The sequence below is a fragment of the Streptomyces sp. RKAG337 genome (assembly GCF_023701715.1).
Classification (GTDB): Bacteria; Actinomycetota; Actinomycetes; order Streptomycetales; family Streptomycetaceae; genus Actinacidiphila.
In genome coordinates, this window is the sequence record NZ_JAJOZA010000001.1 from 6,768,739 (window position 1) to 6,786,410 (window position 17,672).

At 70.3% G+C, this 17,672-nt stretch carries 14 protein-coding genes; 5 read left to right on the forward strand and 9 right to left on the reverse strand.

Going from position 1 to position 17,672, the window contains the following annotated elements; translation table 11 throughout:
* Positions 1-90 precede the first annotated feature (90 nt).
* The 3 genes from LNW73_RS30035 to LNW73_RS30045 all read left to right on the forward strand — a co-directional run bounded on the left by LNW73_RS30035 (position 91) and on the right by LNW73_RS30045 (position 2,539).
* A complete protein-coding gene (locus LNW73_RS30035) occupies positions 91-879 on the forward strand; it encodes a DUF3050 domain-containing protein (RefSeq protein ID WP_250974579.1) in 789 nt (262 codons plus the stop codon).
* An 83-nt stretch (positions 880-962) separates the two neighbouring features.
* Complete coding sequence (locus LNW73_RS30040; protein WP_250992059.1) at positions 963-1,709, forward strand: maleylpyruvate isomerase family mycothiol-dependent enzyme; 747 nt, start codon at positions 963-965, stop codon at positions 1,707-1,709.
* Between the two features lie 5 nt (positions 1,710-1,714).
* Positions 1,715-2,539, forward strand: a complete 825-nt coding sequence (locus LNW73_RS30045) for a maleylpyruvate isomerase N-terminal domain-containing protein (protein WP_250992060.1) — start codon at positions 1,715-1,717, stop codon at positions 2,537-2,539.
* Between the two features lie 53 nt (positions 2,540-2,592).
* Here LNW73_RS30045 and LNW73_RS30050 read toward each other — a convergent pair whose 3' ends face one another.
* The 8 genes from LNW73_RS30050 to LNW73_RS30085 all read right to left on the reverse strand — a co-directional run bounded on the left by LNW73_RS30050 (position 2,593) and on the right by LNW73_RS30085 (position 13,951).
* Complete coding sequence (locus LNW73_RS30050) at positions 2,593-3,606, reverse strand: helix-turn-helix domain-containing protein (protein ID WP_250992061.1); 1,014 nt, start codon at positions 3,604-3,606, stop codon at positions 2,593-2,595.
* Between the two features lie 51 nt (positions 3,607-3,657).
* Positions 3,658-4,773, reverse strand: coding sequence for an alpha-hydroxy acid oxidase (locus tag LNW73_RS30055; protein WP_250992062.1), 1,116 nt, complete (start codon positions 4,771-4,773; stop codon positions 3,658-3,660).
* Between the two features lie 202 nt (positions 4,774-4,975).
* Positions 4,976-6,043, reverse strand: a complete 1,068-nt coding sequence (locus tag LNW73_RS30060) for an acetylserotonin O-methyltransferase (protein ID WP_250992063.1) — start codon at positions 6,041-6,043, stop codon at positions 4,976-4,978.
* Positions 6,040-7,659, reverse strand: coding sequence for a DHA2 family efflux MFS transporter permease subunit (locus LNW73_RS30065; protein ID WP_250992064.1), 1,620 nt, complete (start codon positions 7,657-7,659; stop codon positions 6,040-6,042). The genes LNW73_RS30060 and LNW73_RS30065 overlap by 4 nt, the downstream gene beginning before the upstream one ends.
* Before the next feature lie 13 nt (positions 7,660-7,672).
* Complete coding sequence (menD, locus tag LNW73_RS30070) at positions 7,673-9,352, reverse strand: 2-succinyl-5-enolpyruvyl-6-hydroxy-3-cyclohexene-1-carboxylic-acid synthase (protein ID WP_250992065.1); 1,680 nt, start codon at positions 9,350-9,352, stop codon at positions 7,673-7,675.
* 97 nt (positions 9,353-9,449) lie between these two features.
* Positions 9,450-10,934, reverse strand: coding sequence for a UbiD family decarboxylase (locus tag LNW73_RS30075; RefSeq protein WP_250992066.1), 1,485 nt, complete (start codon positions 10,932-10,934; stop codon positions 9,450-9,452).
* A 688-nt stretch (positions 10,935-11,622) separates the two neighbouring features.
* Positions 11,623-13,119, reverse strand: a complete 1,497-nt coding sequence (locus LNW73_RS30080; RefSeq protein WP_250992067.1) for an APC family permease — start codon at positions 13,117-13,119, stop codon at positions 11,623-11,625.
* 262 nt (positions 13,120-13,381) lie between these two features.
* A complete protein-coding gene (locus LNW73_RS30085) occupies positions 13,382-13,951 on the reverse strand; it encodes a PadR family transcriptional regulator (RefSeq protein ID WP_250992068.1) in 570 nt (189 codons plus the stop codon).
* Positions 13,952-14,037: 86 nt separating this feature from the next.
* Here LNW73_RS30085 and LNW73_RS30090 point away from each other — a divergent pair, with 86 nt between their 5' ends.
* Positions 14,038-14,475, forward strand: coding sequence for a nuclear transport factor 2 family protein (locus tag LNW73_RS30090; protein ID WP_250992069.1), 438 nt, complete (start codon positions 14,038-14,040; stop codon positions 14,473-14,475).
* An 84-nt stretch (positions 14,476-14,559) separates the two neighbouring features.
* On the opposite strand, the gene LNW73_RS30095 is transcribed toward LNW73_RS30090, so the two are convergent.
* Positions 14,560-15,981, reverse strand: coding sequence for a family 2B encapsulin nanocompartment shell protein (locus LNW73_RS30095; RefSeq protein WP_250992070.1), 1,422 nt, complete (start codon positions 15,979-15,981; stop codon positions 14,560-14,562).
* Positions 15,982-16,425: 444 nt separating this feature from the next.
* Here LNW73_RS30095 and LNW73_RS30100 point away from each other — a divergent pair, with 444 nt between their 5' ends.
* Positions 16,426-17,652, forward strand: a complete 1,227-nt coding sequence (locus LNW73_RS30100; RefSeq protein WP_250992071.1) for a family 2 encapsulin nanocompartment cargo protein terpene cyclase — start codon at positions 16,426-16,428, stop codon at positions 17,650-17,652.
* The last annotated feature ends 20 nt before the right edge of the window (positions 17,653-17,672 follow it).

Genomic DNA, 17,672 nt, shown 5'->3' on the forward strand with positions numbered 1-17,672 from the left:
ATCCGGAAGAGCCCGGATCCCGGCGCCCACATGCCCCGGGAACCCAAGAGTCCCGGCGATCTCACGCGTTGTCCCACTCTGGAGGAACAGATGTCACGCTACGACTGGGAAATCGACAACCCCGGTATCGCCCGCCTCGAGCAGGCCGTGGAAGGCGCCCGCAGCCGGGTCGTCGGCCACCCCGTCTACCACAGCCTGGACAGCCTGGGCGCGGTGGTCACGTTCATGGAGCACCACGTCTTCGCCGTCTGGGACTTCATGTCCCTGCTGAAGTCGCTGCAGCGGACCCTGACCTGCGTCTCCGTGCCGTGGATCCCGAGCGGCCCGGCCGCGAGCCGGCGGCTCATCAACGACATCGTGCTGGTCGAGGAGAGCGACGAGATCGGCGAGGGGTTCATCAGCCACTTCGAGCTCTATCTGCAGGGCATGGCCGAGGCGGGCGCCGACACCGGGCCGATCGACTCCCTGGTGGCACTGCTGCGCGAGGGCAAGCCGGTGCTGCCGTCCCTGAAGGAGGCGGGCGCGCCCGCGGCGTCCATCGAATTCGCCACGAAGACCTGGGAGTTCATCGAGAACTCCCCGGTGCACTGCCAGGCGGCGGCCTTCGCCTTCGGCCGCGAGGACCTGATTCCGGACATGTTCGACAAGGTGGTCGCCGTCAACCGCGACCAGGGCAACCGGCTCGGTTCCTTTGTCGACTATCTGGAGCGGCACATCGAGGTGGACGGCGAGGAGCACACCCCGATGGCCATGCAGATGCTCGCCGACCTGTGCGGCGACGACCAGGACAAGTGGGCCGAGTGCGAGGAGGCCATCAACGGGGCACTCGACGCCCGGGTCCGGCTGTGGGACGGCATCCTCGCGGAAGTCCGTGCCTGACAGCCATCATTGAGGTCACGTCACTTCAGCCAGCAGCGACGGAACTTCACCTGACTCCCGCTGAATCCCACCAGGAGGACGACGTGCCGACGCAAGCGACAGAGGCATTACGGGCGGACCGCAGCGCACTTCTCGATCTGTGCGCGGGGCTGTGCGAGGCGGACTGGAAGACGGAGAGCGGCTGCCCCGGCTGGTCCGTACAGGATGTCGTGGCGCACATGGGCGCACTGTTCACCTCGGTGGTCGCTCCGGGGACGCTGCCCGACACCGCGGGCCTCGCCACCGAGCGGGCGCAGGACGTCCATGTGGAGTTCCGGCGCTCCTGGTCGGCCGCCCAGGTCGTCCGGGACTACGCGTCGGTCAGCACCGAGGCCATCGGGGCGCTGGAGCGCCTCGCGGCCGCCGACCGGCAGCTGGACCTCGGTGACCTCGGGACGCATCCGGCGTCCCTGCTGCCCAACGCCTTCGCCTTCGACCACTACACCCACATCCGCGCCGACCTGTTCGCTCCGCGCGGCCCGCTGACCGGGACTCCGCCGCCCTCCGACGAGCTGCGGCTCACGGCCGCGATCGACTGGATCGAGGCGGCCCTGCCGCAGCAGAACCGGGAGCTGCTCGCGGGGCTCTCGGGCTCGGCCGACCTGGTGCTCGACGGGCCCGGCGGCCGCACCGTCAAGCTGGGGGCCGGCGGCCGGACCGTGCGGGTCGCCGGCGACACCACGTCGTTCGTCCGCTGGATCACCCAGCGCGGCAGCTGGGAGGAACTCGACGTCACCGCGTACGGCGATCCGGATCAGGCGGCGCTGCTGCGCCGGCTGCGGGTGTGGTGACGCGGATGTTCCCCGACTTCACCACGACCCCGGAAGACCTGCGGCGGGCCGCGGCCCGCACGGCCGCACTGCTGCGGACCGTGCCCGATCCCGGCGCGCCCGTGCCGGGCCTGGCGTGGACCATCGGCGAGACCGCCGCCCATCTCGTCGTGGAACTCCAGCACTACGCGGGCTTCGCCGGCGGCGAGCTGGACGCCCGCACCGTGCTGGACGTCCTGCCCACCGGGCCGGGGGTGACCCCGGGCGAACTGAACGCCGCCGCGAATGCCCAGCTGCTCGCGGGGTTCCCCGAGCGGGACCCGAAAGTCCTCGCCGACCTGCTGGAGTCGGCGGCCGCCGACTTCGGTGCGGCGGCCGGAAGCCGCCGGCCGGACGAACCCGTCCTCACCACCAACGGTCTGCACATGACCGTGCCGGTGATGGCGGCGACGCTGCTCGGCGAACAGGTCGTCCACGGCCTGGACATCGCCCGCGCCCGCCGGACGCCCTGGCCGGTGGCCCGCCGGGACGCGCTGCTGATCGTCGAGGGCGTGCTCGCGATGGCCCCGGAGTACGTCGACCGGAAGCGGGCGGCCGGGATGCACATCGCGTACGAGCTGCGCTTCCGCGGCGGCCCGGGATACCGGTTCGCGGTGGACGACGGGACGGCCGTGGTGACCCCGACGGGCGCCCGCGCCGACTGCCGGATCACCGCGGACCCGGCGGCCTTCGTGCTGATGGGCTACGGCAGGGTCGGCCAGTGGGGCCAGGTGCTGCGCGGCCGGATCGTCGCCGGCGGACGGAAGCCCTGGCTCGCCTCGGCGTTCGGGTCGCTGCTCACCCCCGTCTGACCGTACGGCCGGGCGCCGCCCGGGATCGGTGGCGTGGGGTCGGAGGGGCGGGTTCAGAAGAGCTCCACGCCGGGAAGGTGCGGGCCTGGCTGGACGGGCAGTTGCGCGACCAGGGTGGTGATCCGCAGGGAGGGGTGCAGGGCGGCGTGCGCGCCGGCCGTACTCAGCGCGAGGGGGGAGCGGCGGCAGATGTTGATCAACTCGGCCGTCGCCTCCTCCTCGGCCACCACCCTGCTGTGGCCGAGCAGCACCTCCAGCGAGGCACGGGCGTCCTGGAAGGAGAGCACGTCCACACTGACCGGGTGCGCCCCGTGATGGGCCACCAGGCTGACGAGCTTGCGGCGGCTGGTCACCAGCGTCAGACACCCCGCGGCGCCCGGCAGCAGCGGCGACACCTGTTCCGCGGACCGGGCGTCGTCCAGCACCAGCAGCATCCGCTTGCCGGCGAGCAGGCTCCGCAGCAGCGCCGACCGCGCGGGCAGCCCGGCGGGCATCTGGTCCTGCTGCACTCCGAGCGAGTCGAGGAAGTCCGCGATCGCCTCGTCGGGCCCCGGCCCGGCGGGCGTGCTGCCGCGTAGGTTCACATAGAGCTGGCCGTCCGGGAAGCGGCCGGCGTGCTGATGGGCCCAGCGCACCGCGAGGGCGGTCTTGCCCACCCCCAGCGGGCCGTCGATCACGGCCAGTCCGGCGTGCCGCCCCTGGTGTTCGAGCAGCGCGGTGAGCGAGCGCAGCTCCCGGTCCCGGCCGGCGAAGTGCCGGGCCGCCATGGGTATCTGCTGCGGGACCACCACTTGGGCGACGGGCTTGCCGGGCGGTCCTGGCACCGCCGCGGGGTCGGCGTCGGGGGCCCGGCCGGAGGCGAGCCGCGCCATGTCGCTCGGATCTAACTCCAGTGCGGTGGTGAGGAGTTGCAGGGAGCGGGGATGAGGTTTGCGGGTCCTTCCGCGTTCCAGGTCACTGATCATGCGGACGCTCAGCCCGGTGCGCCGGGCCAGGTCCTCCTGCGTGAGGCCCATGGCCTCCCGGCGCTGGACGAGAAGTTCGGTCGAGTCACTGCTGATGTGCATGATGGATCCCCCGTTGTGAAAGTGCTGGTCCGCCGGCGGATGGCGCTGTTCCTAGAGGGGACGTCTGCCGGGCGGCCGGTGCGGATGGAGCAAGGTCCCGTCGACCGGGCCGAGTCCCGGCAGGCCGCAGAGCAGCATCGCCTCGGCCAGTTCGTCGCGCAGCAGGCCGAGTACCGCCGCCACCCCGGTGGACCCGCCGCAGGTGAGCCCCCACAGCGCGGGCCGTCCGATCAGGACGGTGTCGGCGCCCAGCGCCAGCGCCTTGAGGACGTCGGAGCCGTGGCGGAACGCGCCGTCCACGAGCACCGCGCACCGTCCGCGCACTTCGGCGGCGATCTCGGGCAGCGCCGCCACCGCTGTGACCGCGCCGGGCAGTTGGCGCCCGCCGTGGTTGGAGACGACGACGCCGTCCATGCCGTGCTCGACCGCGAGCCGGGCGTCCTGGGCGGTGAGTACGCCCTTGAGGAGCAGCGGCAGCTTGGTGCGCCCGCGCAGCCAGGCCAGATCGGCCCAGCCCACCGTGGTGTCGAACTGCTCGGCGGAGTGGGCCGCGAGCGCCGAGGTGCCGGCGACGGCGCGATGGGTGGTGGCCATGACCGCGGAGTCCAGATTGACCGCGCGCACGTCCGCGGGGACGGAGAAGCCGTTGCGCAGGTCCCGCGGTCTGCGGGCGACCACCGGGGCGTCCACCGTGAGCACCAGCGCGCCGAATCCGGCCTCCTCGGCGCCGGCGACCAGCTTCTCCAACTGGTCGCGGCGGCGCAGCCAGTACAGCTGCAGCCACAGCGGTCCGGACGCCGCGCCGGCCATCTCCTGCAGTGTCCGGTTGGCGAAGATGCTGGCGATGAACAGGGCGCCGGCGGAACCCGCCCCCTGGGCGGTGGCCACCTCACCCTCCGGGTGGAACAGCCGGTGGTGCGCCATCGGCGCCACTCCGAGCGGCACCCGCAGCGGGCGGCCCAGCAGGGTGGTGCCGAGGTCGGGCCCGGCGGTACCGGTGAGGACCCGTGGATGCAGTCCCAGCCGGTCCAGCACGGCCTGATTGGCATGGACGGCGGATTCATCGCCGCTGCCCCCGGCCAGATAGTCCCATACCGGCGGGGAAAGGCGCCGGTGAGCCTCTTCTTCGAAATCCCTGACGTGCAATAACGCGCGCTCTTGGGTCACGAGTTGCAGTCTCTCAGTACTTGGTTCGGATGCGGGTAATATCTTTTCCAACTCACGGTGTCACCGTCCGGAAGTCCTGGCTTCCATTCGACGGGAGGAAAACGCGGAAGCCGCCGCGGTGCGGGCGGCGGTTCGGCGAGCGATGAATTCCGGTGAGTTCCGGTGGGTTTCTCAGGACACCACGGGCAGTACTCCTGACGCGCTAGACGGCGATGACCTCGATGGCACCTTCCCCGTTGGGGTCGGTGGCCGGTGCCGGATGGACGGCCGTGACCTCGAAGCCCGCCTTCTCGGCGAGCGCGCGGTACTCCGGTGCCGTCCTGTTGCGGCCCTCGACCATCGCCAGCATCAGCAGGTCGTACACCTTGGCCTGGCTGGGGCCGGGTCCCGAGGGGATGACCTTCTCCAGGATCACCAGGCGGCCGCCCGGTGGCAGGGCGGCGCGGGTGGTGCGCAGGATGGCCAGGGCCTTGTCGTCGGTCCAGTTGTGCAGACAGCGGGAGAGCAGATAGAGGTCGCCGCCGGTGGGGACCTCCTCGAAGAAGCTGCCCTCCACCAGCGTCGTCCGGTCGGTGAGGCCGGCGGCTTCCAGCCGCTGCCGGGCCTGGCTCACCGCCTCGGGCAGTTCGAGAAGCACTCCGTGCAGCTCCGGTCGGTCCGTGAGCACCTCGGCGAGCAGGTTCCCGTTGCCGCCGCCGATGTCCACGACGGTGCGGACGCCGTCGAGTGAGCAGTGCGCGAACGCGGCGGGCACCGCCCCGCGGCTGCCCAGCGCCGCGTTGAAGGTGCGGGCGACCTCCTGGTGCTCCTGCAGATAGGTGTACATCGGCATGCCGTGCACCTCGTCGAAGGCGGGCGTTCCGGTGCGGACGGCGTGCACGAGCGCACCGAACGAGCGGAACACCTCCTCGCCGAGCATGATCGCGCTGTTCCGCAGGGAGTGGGGTGTGTCCGAACGGAGCAGGTCGGAGACCGGAGTGAGCGAGAACCTGTCCTGCTCGTCCTGCGCGAAGATTCCGACCGAGGCGAGTGCCCGCAGAATTCTGTGCACCCCGTCCGGTTGCGCATCGCATTCCCCGGCTATCTCCGCCGCCGCTTTGGGGCCTTCGGCCAGGATGTCGGCGATCCCGAGCACCGCGGCGGCATAACAGGCCTGTGCCACCCAGGATCCGGTGAGCGCACCGAGCAGTGTGCGGCTCGCGGCCGCCCTTTCCTGATCCGGCGTCGATTCCTCGTCGACCGGGCCGTTCTTCCGGCCATTTCCACTCATTGCGTCATCGCTTTCTTCCGGTCTTCCTTTTCGACGGCGGGCCTGGCGGCCGGCCGCTTGACGGCCAGACAGGTGAGGGCGGCGAGCGCGGTCGCGGCCACGGGCAGTGCGATCGTCGCGTGCATCGCGTCGATGAAGCCGTGGGCCAGGGCCTGTCGCCCGGCCTCCCTCAGTTGACCGGCCACCTCGGCGGGCACCCCGGCCGGCGGCCCGGACGCGCTGCCCGCACCGACTTCGAGACCGCGTTCGGCGGTGGAGCGCAGCCCCGACACGAAGGAGGCGCGGTACTGCTCCGGCAGCGCCAGGGAGCGGCTGTCCGCCTGGTCGCCGATCGACGCGACGAGCCGGTTCTGCAGCAGCGCACCGACCGCCGCGGTGCCGATGACCGCGCCGAACTGCCGGTTGGAGTTGAAGACCCCGGAGGCCGCCCCGCTGAGCTCGGGCCGCACCTCGCGCATCGCGATGGTCGGCATCGGCGCGAACGTCCCGCCCATGCCCGCTCCGGCGACGAGCAGCGGGGGCAGGAAGTGGTACCAGCGGGAGTCGGGTTGGGCGATCGCGGCCATCCATCCCATCCCGGCCGCGAACAGCAGCAGCCCGGAGACCAGGATGTAGCGGCCGTCGATCCGGTCGGTGAGCCGTCCCGCCAGCGGCGCCAGGACCATCGACACCATCGCGGCGGGCGCCAGGGTGAGCCCCGCCCGCAGCGCGCTCATCCCGGCCACCGACTGCAGATAGAGGTTGAACAGCAGCAGGAAGCCGAGCATCCCGATGTTGACCGCACCGCCGACGACGTTCATCAGCGCGTAGTCGCGGTCCCGGAACAGGGCGAACGGGATCAGCGGATCCCGTTTCTGCGAGCGGGCCTGCAACCCGAGGAAGACGGCGAGGAGTACCACCCCGATGCCGAGCACCAGCGGGATGCCGATGAACGGGACCACCGTTCCCCAGTCGTAGCGCTGGCCCTCGACCAGCCCGTAGCAGAGCGCCAGCAGCGCCAGCGTGATCAGCAGCACGCCGAGCGGATCGAGCCGGCGGGAGCCGCTCCCGCGGACCTCGGTGACGACGGCGAACGTTCCGGCCAGGACGACGATCGCGATCGGCAGATTGATGAAGAAGATCCACCGCCAGCCGAACGCGGTGACGAGCAGACCGCCCACGGTCGGCCCGGCGATCGCGGCGATGCCCGCCACCGCGCCCCAGATCCCGAAGGCCGTACCGCGCCGCTCGGGCGGGAAGCTGTGGGTGAGGATGGTCAGGGTCTGCGGCATCAGGATCGCCGCCCCCAGCCCCTGAACCGCACGGAACGCGATCAGCTGACCCGGATCGGTGGCGAACCCGCAGGCCATCGAGGCGAGCGTGAACAGGGCGACGCCGGCCGCGAAGGTGCTGCGCGGGCCCCACAGGTCGCCGATGCGCCCCGCGGTGATCAGCAGTGCCGCGAGCACCAGGGTGTAGCCGTTGATGACCCACAGGATCTGATCGAGCGAGGCACCCAGGTCGTCGACCACGTCCGGGATGGCGATGTTGACGATCGTCAGGTCGAGCAGCGTCATGAAGTAGCCGAGCGAGATGACGATCAGCGTGGCCCACGGGTTGCCGCGCAGGTTCCTCATGGCAGCCCCGCCTTCACTCCGCCTCGGGTGCGGGACCGGTCAGCGACTCGCTGATCGCCTGGCCGACGGCGCCCGCCAGGAAGCGGTGGAACTCGGCGTTGCCGCGCCGGTCGGTGACGACCTCGACGAGCCGGGGGCCCGGCGCGCGCACCGCGTCCAGCAGCTCCGTCATCGAACCGGCTCTGGTGTAGGGCCAGTCGGCGGCGCGGGCGACGGCGTCGAGCCGCACGTTGTGCGGCGTGCCGAAGAACGTCTCGAAGCCGTCGATGGGTTCGCTCTGCGGGGTCATCGAGAAGATCCCGCCGCCGTTGTTGTTGACCACGACGATCACCAGGTCCGGCCGGGCCGGAGCCGCCCCGGTGATCAGCCCGTTCTGATCGTGCAGCAGGGACAGGTCGCCCAGCAGGGCGTACGCGCGCCCCGACGTCTCCGCCTCGTGGGCCAGTGCGGCGCCGATCGCGCTGGACACCGCCCCGTCGATCCCGCTCAGCCCCCGGTTGGCCAGGATGCGCAGGTCGCCGCGCGGCCGCAGGGTCCGCTCCACATCGCGCACCGGCATGCTCGACGCGGCGAAGAGCAGCGATCCGGGTGGCAGCGCGGCCGCCAGGTCACGGGCGATCCGGGGCTCGGTGACCCCGCCCGCGTCGAGCGTGCTGTCCAGCGCCTCCAGGGCCGCCTTGTCCGCGTCCAGCCACAGACGCAGCCAGTCAGGATCCGTCCGCTCCTGCACGGGCTTCCCGAGCCGGGAGATCACCTTGGTCGCGGTGCGCGCCGGATCGGCCCAGTCCTCCGCCGGATCCACGACGATCAACTCCTTGACGGAGCCGAGGTAGTTGAGCAGTGCCAGGTTCACCCCGGCCCGGCCGACGGCGACCACCGCCTCGGGGTGCGCCACCGCGCGGAACCCGGGGTGCGACAGCAGATAGCCGTACGTCGTGATCGCGTTGCCGCCCTGGCGGGCACCGCTCTGCGGTTCGGCCAGCAGCGGCCAGCCGGCCTGCTCGGCGAAGGCCACGGCGCCGGCCGGGTCCGCGGCGGCGTCCCCGACCACGACCACCCCGCGCGCCGGAACCTCCAGCGCCTGCGGCTCGGGCAGGCTGCGCACCACCCGTATCCTCGGGCGCGGTTCCCGGTTCGCGACGCCTGCCTGACCGGCCCCGGCATCGGCGGTGTTCTCCAGCGGATCGGGCAGCATCAGATTGAGCTGGACGGGCCCTCCGGCCGCGGCCGCGACGGTACGGGACAGCACCGAGCGCCAGTACCCGGCGGTCGCCTCGTCACCGGGGACGGACTCCAGCTCGGCGAAGAACCCGGTCGAGGTGCCGAACATCCGCACCTGGTCGGTCGTCTGGTTGGCGCCCGTGCCGCGCCAGACCGGCTTGCGGTCGGTGGTGATCACGATGAGCGGCACCCGGGCGTGCCGCGCCTCGAGGACCGCGGGGTGCAGGTTGGCGGCCGCGGTGCCGGAGGTGCAGGCGACCGCGACCGGACGACCACTGGCCCGGGCGAGCCCGAGCGCGAGGAATCCGGCGGAGCGTTCGTCGATCCGTACGTGCAGCCGGAGCCCTGGGTGCCGGTACAGGGCGGAGGCGAGCAGCCCCGAGTGCAGTCCGGGGGAGATCACCGCCTCCGTGACCCCGCACTGCGCCAGTTCGTCGGCCACGGTGGCGGTGAGCTGGTCGGAAAGGTTCATGGTGTCCCGGTCTCCAGATCGGATCGATACGGCGAGGGGCGGTGCGGGGGAGCGGGCGACTGGCTTCCCGTGCGGCGGCCGGCCGGTGCGGGGCGGGTCAGCTGCCCGGCCGGTCCCACAGCGCGCGCGCCCGCCGCTTGATGTGCTCGGGGAAGTTCTGCTCGAAGGCGGTGCTCACGGGCCGCTTGTCGGCGTCCGGGGACAGCAGGCAGTCGTACGCCATCTTCGGGCCGCTCAGGGTCTGCATCTCGGCAGCGGAGTAGATGATGTGCAGCGGTGTGAACAGCTGGTCCTCGATGAGGACCTGCCCCTGCACCGGATGGCAGCGGGTGGCGAACCCCCAGGCCAGATCACGCAGATCGGTGGGGTCGAGGTCGTCGTCGAGCACCAGGATCCGGGTGATCCAGAATCCCACCTTGGGCCGCAGCACCACATTCGCGATGGCCCGGGTCAGCATGCGGGTCGTGGTGTGGATGCCGCCGCCCCACTGCCGCCACTCGCGCGGCACGGTGATCGCGGCCAGCGTGCAGGAGCCTTCCGGGATCAGCCACGCGGCGGTCACCGGCAGCCCGGCACCGCGCAGATTGCGCAGCACCTCGGCGGCGTGCGTGGGGCCCACCACGGTGTGGACCTCCTCGACCGGCTTGCCCGCCGAGACCACCGGCAGGATCGGGTCGTCCCGGTGGGTGATCGCGGAGATCCGGAAGACCGGCCGCTGCCGGGGCTGCCCGGAGATGTAGCCGAAGAACTCGCCCATCGGCCCCTCCGGCAGGGTCTCGTCGAGCGAGACATGGCCCTCGACGACGATCTCCGCGGAGGCCGGCACCTGCAGATCGACGGTGCGGCAGCGCGTCACCTCCAGCGGTTCGCCGAAGTAGCCGCCCAGGTAACCGGACTCGTCACGGCCGGATGGCAGCGCCATCCCACCGGCGAACGGGATCGCCGGCTCGCTGCCCTGGACCAGCGCGGCGGGCATGGGTTCGCCCCGCTCCTTCCACATCGCGTAGATCTTCCCGATGTCCTGCGGAGGGTTGATCATGACGACCAGCGTCCGGCTGTCGGCCGCCATCACCCGCGTGATGGCCCAGTTGGTCCACGAGCCGTCCGGGCTGCGCACGATGATGACGCCCCAGGTGTTGAGGTAGCGCCCGGCGTCGCCCACGTGCACCAGCGGCACCGGGAACGCGTCCAGCGTGGCCTCGTCGCCGAGCAGCACGTTCTGCTGGCAGGGCGCGTCGGTGATCTCCACCGGCGGGATGGGTTCCGCGTCGAGCGCGGCCGCGAGCTCGTCCACGATGGCCAGCGGATGGGTCCCGGGCTCCAGCCCCAGGGACAGCGCGACCCGGGCCCAGCGCGCCTCGGGCAGTGAGCTCAGGGCCCCGGGTGCTCCGAGGATCCGATAGCCGGGCCGGTGCCCGGCGAGCCGGTTGAACAGGGGCGCGGGCAGTTGGTTCTCCACGGCGTAGCGGATCACCGCGCCGGCCTCGAGTTCGGTACTCACCTCGTCGTCGATCTCGCGTAAATCGCCTATTTCCCGCAGTTCCTCAAGATATGCCCGAAGGCTGGTCAAGTGCTTCTTCATTCGGAGCTGGCACCTCGTGTAAACCGGTCGATAAACCGGCAGGTAGGCCGGTATGGGATGGCGTGTCAATACGTGTCAATACGTGCGGATACAACTGATGAAGGCACTGGGGAAAGGACGGCGGACCGGCACTTCTGTCATCGCCGGGCGGCCGCATGTGAGCGCCGCGTCCCCGGGGGAGTCCCTCTCCGGCCGGGCCGCCCGCGCCCGAGGGGCCGTGCAGGGCCTGTGCGGGGTCTGTGAAGGTCGGGAGGAGTGGCCGGCGGCGCTGGAGGACTTTATGCGGACTATTGAATTCCGCTCATCTCTCAGGCTTGCTCCTCCCGTGAACAGCTTCGGCGGGTTGGCGGTGGGGCGGACGGGAGAACGAATTAACGTTTTCCTTACGCCTACTGCTCAGGTACTTCGCGCGAGTCATGTCGTGAGGCGAGCTCTGTTCAAGTGGTACTTGAGGGCAACACTAGCCTGCGCCCGTGACCGGTTCAAGGGCGGCCAATTTTACGCAGGTAAAGTGCCGGAAAGCCGCGCGAAGGCCCCGCGAACGGTTGGGCGAGTTCCCGCCAATTCCGTTCGTACGGTGTGTGGCGGCAGGTGGACCACGGGATGAACCGTGCCACACAAGGCCCGGCCACGGCTCCTGGACGGCCGGACCGGGGACCGGCCGGGCCGCGGCCGACCGGCGGAATCCCTACCGCGGTTCCCGCTCCGGGAGCGGACCGTCGCCGGGTTGATGGGCGGAGACGGCGATGGTCTCCTGGCGGAAGAACGCGGGGCGGATCACCCGGTAGACGAGCATCAGGATGCCGCCGAGCACCAGCGCGCCGATACCGGTGACGAAGACTCCGCCGAACTGCCAGTGCGGCGGGAACGGCAGGGTCCACGAGGTGCTGCCGTAGTCCGAGGCGGAGTACACCACGCAGGCGTTGATGAAGAAGTACAGCAGCAGGGCGCCGCCGACCCCCGGCATGATCCCCTTGCCCCACAGATCGCGGGGGCTCCGGGTGAGCACCTTGCGGTAGTACCAGACACAGGCGAACCCGGTGAGCCCGTAGTAGAAGGCGATCATCAGACCCACCGAACCGATGGAGTCGGCCAGCACGTTCTCACTGACGCGGGTCAGCATGACGTAGAAGGCGATGGAGGCCAGTCCCATGCCGACGGTCGACCAGGTCGGGGTGAGGAACCGGGGGTGCATCCGGGCGAACCGGTCCGGGATCGCCTTGAACGCGGCCATCGAGAGCGTGGTGCGCGCCGTCGGCAGGATGGTGGTCTGGGTGGAGGCCGCGGCCGAGGTGAGCACCATGAAGATCAGGAGTTTGGTGGCGAACCCGCCCCAGCCCCCGGAACCGAAGACCTCGCTGCCGAGGCTGGACAGCACGTCCCCGGAGTTGTCCGGGTTGGCGAGCCCGATGCCCTTGTCCCCGACCCCGGCGAAGGCCTGCGCGGACACGGTGACCACCACGTAGACGAGCAGCAGGATGACGGTGGACATGACCGCGGCCCGGCCCGGTGTGCGGCCGCGGTCCTTGGTCTCCTCGTTGACCGACACGGCTGTGTCCCAGCCCCAGTAGATGAAGATGCCGGCGAGGATGCCCTTGGTGAGGGCGTCCAGCGAGTCGATCTTGGCGGGGTTGAACCACGACCAGGAGACCTCCGTCGACACGCTCGGTGCCGTTCCCGCGTACACCTTGACCAGCGCGGTGACGGCCAGCAGGAAGAGCACCACGATCTCGATGGTGAGCAGCACCTTCTGCAGGTTGGCCGAGAGCTCGATGCCGATGTAGCAGATGAGCGTCATCACGGCGATCCACACCACGCCGACCACGGTGACCCACGTGGTGTTCTCGGCCAGCCCGTCAGCGCCGATGAGCTGGAAGCCGTACGCCCCGGCGATCTGGGCAAGGTTCGCCATGACGATGATGTCGGCGGCGATGATGCCCCAGCCGCCCATCCACCCGGTCCGCGGGCCGAACGCCCTCGAAGCCCAGGTGAAGGTGGTGCCGCAGTCCGGGTCCGCCTCGTTGAGCTGCTTGTACGCGTAGGCGATCAGGAACATCGGGATGAAGGACAGGATGATCACGATCGGTGACTGGAACCCGACGACCGCGACGATGACTCCGAGGGTCGCCGCGAGACTGTACGCGGGCGCGGTCGAGGCCAGGCCGATCACCATGCTGGAGAACAACCCCAGCGCGCCGTCCTTGAGCCCCTTCTCCGTCGATCCAGGTCCCGACGGAGGCCGGGCCGCGGGAGGGGGAGGGACAACAGGCACACCCATAACGGCCGCCTCAGGTCAAAGAAGCACACCCCACGCATTTCCACAATGGACCGCTTCCCCGCAGGTCCGCAACCCAGAGGACCAGGCCGGGTCCGAGGGCGCTTCGCGCCGGCCGGTGTCGCCGAGCCCTTCGGTCTGGCTGTCGCCCAGGGCGACGCAGCGCAGGTGGTCACCGTTCGGCATGGGTCGACCGCCTTTCCCGCAGCACGGCGGCGATGCGAAGGCACCAGTCCCGGTGGTCCTGCTCGAAGGCCAGGCCGCGCAGGCAGGTCAGATAGGGCCCGATCCGCTCGCCGTGGCGCAGGAACTCCTCCTCGTCGGCGTCGCCGCGCAGCTGGCGCAGCAGTTTGCCGAGCAGCTCGATCTTGGCCTCGGCCGCGGCAGCGCGCTCCTGGAGCTGTTCGAGTACGGGCGCGGTGCCGACGCGGTCGACGGCCTGGACCTTGACGAGGAGGTCGTCGCGGATGACAGAAGGCTTGGACGAGGCCGCGGCGAAGGCCTCCAGTTCGGCGAGTCCGTCGTCGGTGACGTGGAACATGCGCTTGTTGGGCCGGGACTCCTGGACCACCTGCCGGCCCGCGACCAGCCCTTCCTTCTCCAGCTTCGCCAGCTCGGCGTACAGCTGCTGGGGCAGGGCGTGCCAGAAGTTCCCGACGCCGATGTCGAACGCCTTCGCCAGCTGGTACCCGCTGTACTCGCCGTCCAGCAGCGCCGCCAGCACGGCATGTCGCAAAGCCATCGAAGCGCCCCCTTCCCTTTCCCCGTCCTGCAGCGCATCCTACCCAAGAACATGATTAGTCATATCCTTGAGTATCAGGAGGGGTCATGGAGACCGCTGAACGCTTCCGCACCGCCGTGGAGAAGCGCGATCTCGCCGCACTGGACGACCTGTTCACCGACGACATCCGCTTCTACAGCCCGGTGAAGTTCACGCCCTTCGAGGGCAAGGCCATGGTGCTGGGGCTCTTCGGCGTGCTGCTGCGCACCTTCGAGGACTTCCGCTACGTCGGACGGTTCGACGGCACGGCCGAGACCAGCACCGACGGCGCGGAGGCCCCGTCGGAGATCCTGCTCTTCCGGGCCACCGTGGACGGCAAGGAGATCCACGGCATCGACATGCTCCAGTTCGACGAGGCGGGCCGGGTCAAGGAGTTCACGGTGATGGTCCGTCCGCAGTCCGCCGTACAGGCCCTGGGCCAGGCGGTGCTCGCCGGCCTGGTCGCCGACGGCCTGGCCCTCGGGGGCGGCGCCCCGACCCCCTGACGCCCCTGCCGTTCAACGGTCTCGGTACCGAGGCGTGACCGGGCCCGTGGGACGGACGGGCCCGGCGACCGCCGTTGACCGTCCTCAGTCGCGCCAGTTGGCGATGTTGACGTTCTCCAGGATGCCGAGGGCGTCGGGGACGAGTACGGCGGCGGAGTAGTAGGCGCTGACGAGGTAGCTGATGATGGCCTTGTCGCTCAGCCCCATGAACCGCACGTTCAGTCCGGGCTCGTACTCGTCGGGGATGCCGGTCTGGCGCAGGCCGATGACGCCCTGGTTGTCCTCGCCGGTACGCACCGCGATGATCGAGCTGGTGCGGGCCTCACTGATCGGGATCTTTCCGCAACTGAGGATGGGCACGCCGCGCCAGGCGAGAACGCTGCTGCCGTCGACTTCGACGTTGCCCGGATAGAGGCCTTTGCGGGTCCATTCGCGGCCGATGGCGGCGATGGTGCGGGGGTGGGCGAGCAGGAAGCGGGTGCCGCGGCGGCGGCTGATGAGTTCGTCGAGGTCGTCGGGGAGCGGGGGGCCGGCGTGCGGCTGGATGCGCTGGTCGTAGTCGGCGGCGTGCAGCAGCCCGAACTCGCGGTTGTTGATGAGTTCGTGTTCCTGGCGTTCGCGCAGGGCTTCGATGGTGAGTTTGAGCTGTTGCTCGATCTGGTTCATCGGTTCGTTGTAGAGGTCCGCGACGCGGCTGTGGACGCGCAGGACGGTCTGGGCGACGCTCAGTTCGTATTCGCGGGGGGCGACTTCGTAGTCGACGAACGTGGACGGCAGGTCTGCTTCGCCCTTGTGGCCGGAGGCCAGTTCGATGGCGGCTTCGCCGCGCTTGTTGACCCGTTGGCGGGGGATGGCGCGGTAGGCCTCGATGTGGGCGCGCAGGGCGGGGGACTGGTCGGCGAGGGTCTGGAAGTCCTGCCGGGACAGGGCCAGCACGGTGGTGGTGGTGGCGGCTTTGGCGGTGAAGTCCCAGGGTGTTTCCGGGTCGAGCAGGCCCTGTTCGCCGAAGTGGGCGCCGTCGGCGAGGACGCCGAGACGATTCTGCTCGCCGAATTCGCCCTCGCTGAGCTTTTCGACCTTGCCGTGGGCGAGGAGGTAGAGGGTGTCGACGGGCTGGCCGGCTTCGGCCAGGAGCTCGCCGGGGGCGAACTCGCGCTGGGTGAAGCGGTCGGCGAGCGCGGTGAGGACCGCGGTGTCCTCGAAGGAGCGCAGCAGGGCGAGTTCGCCGAGTTCGGCGGGGACGACCCGCACTTGTGACCCGGTTTTGACGAAGGTCACCTTGCCGTCGCCCACGGAGTAGGTCAGCCGGCGGTTGACCCGGTAGGTGCCGGCCGAGACTTCTACCCAGGGCAGCATGCGCAGCAGCCAGCGGGAGGAGATTCCCGCCATCTGAGGTGCGGACTTGGTGGTGGTCGCCAGATTCCGGGCAGCAGCCGTATCAAGGCTCGTATGGGACGGGCTGATTCCCTGAGCGGGCGCGGATTCCGGACGGGCTTCGATCGACATGGGTGGAGTCCTTTGCCGTGGCGTTCTTCAATGTCCGTGGATTACTTGTTCCCACGCGAAATGCGGCGTCAGTTCCCGAAACGAGTGAAGTGGTACGACGGGGTTGCGAAATCCTGAAACAGGAGCGATATCCGGCGTGATATGCCGCTTCCACCCGGAGGAATCGGTATCGCCGGGCCGGTGGCCGACCTGGCGCCGCCCTCGGTCCAACTCCCTTGATTGCAGGGGAACTCGCCGGTTGAAGTATTGCTGATCTTCCTCCCCCGCGCCATCACTCGATCGAGTGAGTGTGAGGTGTGGCCATGACGGTAATGATTCAGCCCAGGCGCTGCGCCCACATTGCTCAGAATCACCATATTCATTGGGTTGCCGCGAAGGATTCCGGCGTGGCGCGTGAACGGCGTCGCAACACATGGCCAACGTCAGTCAGGGAGAGCACACGTCATGACCACCACCGGCCGAGGCCAGCCCCCGGCCGAAGCGCTGGAACGAATCCTCGCCGGGCCGACCGGTCTGGGAAGCGCCGCCAGCCGCTTCGCACGTCCGCCCCACCTCCCGGCCCGCCCGGCACCGGCAACGGCAACGACGCCCGCACAGCCGTCGGCGCCCGCACAGCCATCAGCGCCCGCACAGCCACCGTCGCCGCCACGGCCACCGGCGTCGGCCCAGTCGCCGGCCCCGGCCCCGGCGCCGGCCGCGGCGTCCGCGAGGATCGAGGGGCTGCACTGCCCGCCCGCGGTACGCGACGACCGAACGCTCGCCGACCTGATCAACGAGCAACTCCTCCAATGGGCCGATGACGTCGACCTGTTCCGTTCGCCGGACCTGCGCGCCGGTCTGCTGAAGTTCGACCCGGGCCGTTCCGTCGTGCTCTGCCACCCCGACGCCCCCACCACCGGCCATCTCCTGACCGCCGCCAAACTCCTGGCCGGCGAGAACGCGGTGGACGACTACTTCTGCGAACCCGAGCTGGGCGGCACACCCGAGGGCCTCGGCGCCCGCCTCGCCGTCGCCCAGTCCGCGATCGACCCCACCCACATGCCCGCCCCCTACGACGCCGACTGGCGGGCGGCCCTGGCCTCGCATCCGGCGCTGCGCGCCATGCACTCGGCCATGGAGTCCTTCACCCAGCTCGCCACCCCCGCCCAGTCCCACCGGTACCGCCATGAGGTCGCCAGCCTGTACCTCGGCTACGAGGCCGAAGCCGCGTGCGTCCAGGAGGAACGCACTCCCCGGGTATGGGAGTACCTGGTCCAGCGTCAGCTCAACTCCTTCCGCCCGTGCCTGGCGATCACGGACGCGATCGGCGGCTATGAACTCCCCGCCGAACTGTTCGCCCTGCCGGCCGTGCAGCGCGCGACCGCGCTCGCCTCCACCGCCTCCACGGTCCTCAACGACCTGTACTCCCTGCGCAAGGAACAGGCGTCGGGCCGCTTCCACTACAGCCTGCCGACCGTCATCGCGGAGGAGGAGGACTGCACGATCGACGACGCCTTCACGAAGGCCATCGAGGTGCACAACGAGCTTGTGCGCGCGTTCGAGACCGAGGCCGCCGCGCTCACCGCCCATCCGGTCGCCGCCCGGTACGTGACCGGGCTCGCGAACTGGATGGGCGGCAACCACGAATGGCACGCCGGCCACGTCGGCGGCCGGTATGCCACATCACCCTGAGCTCCAACCCTGAAGTGACC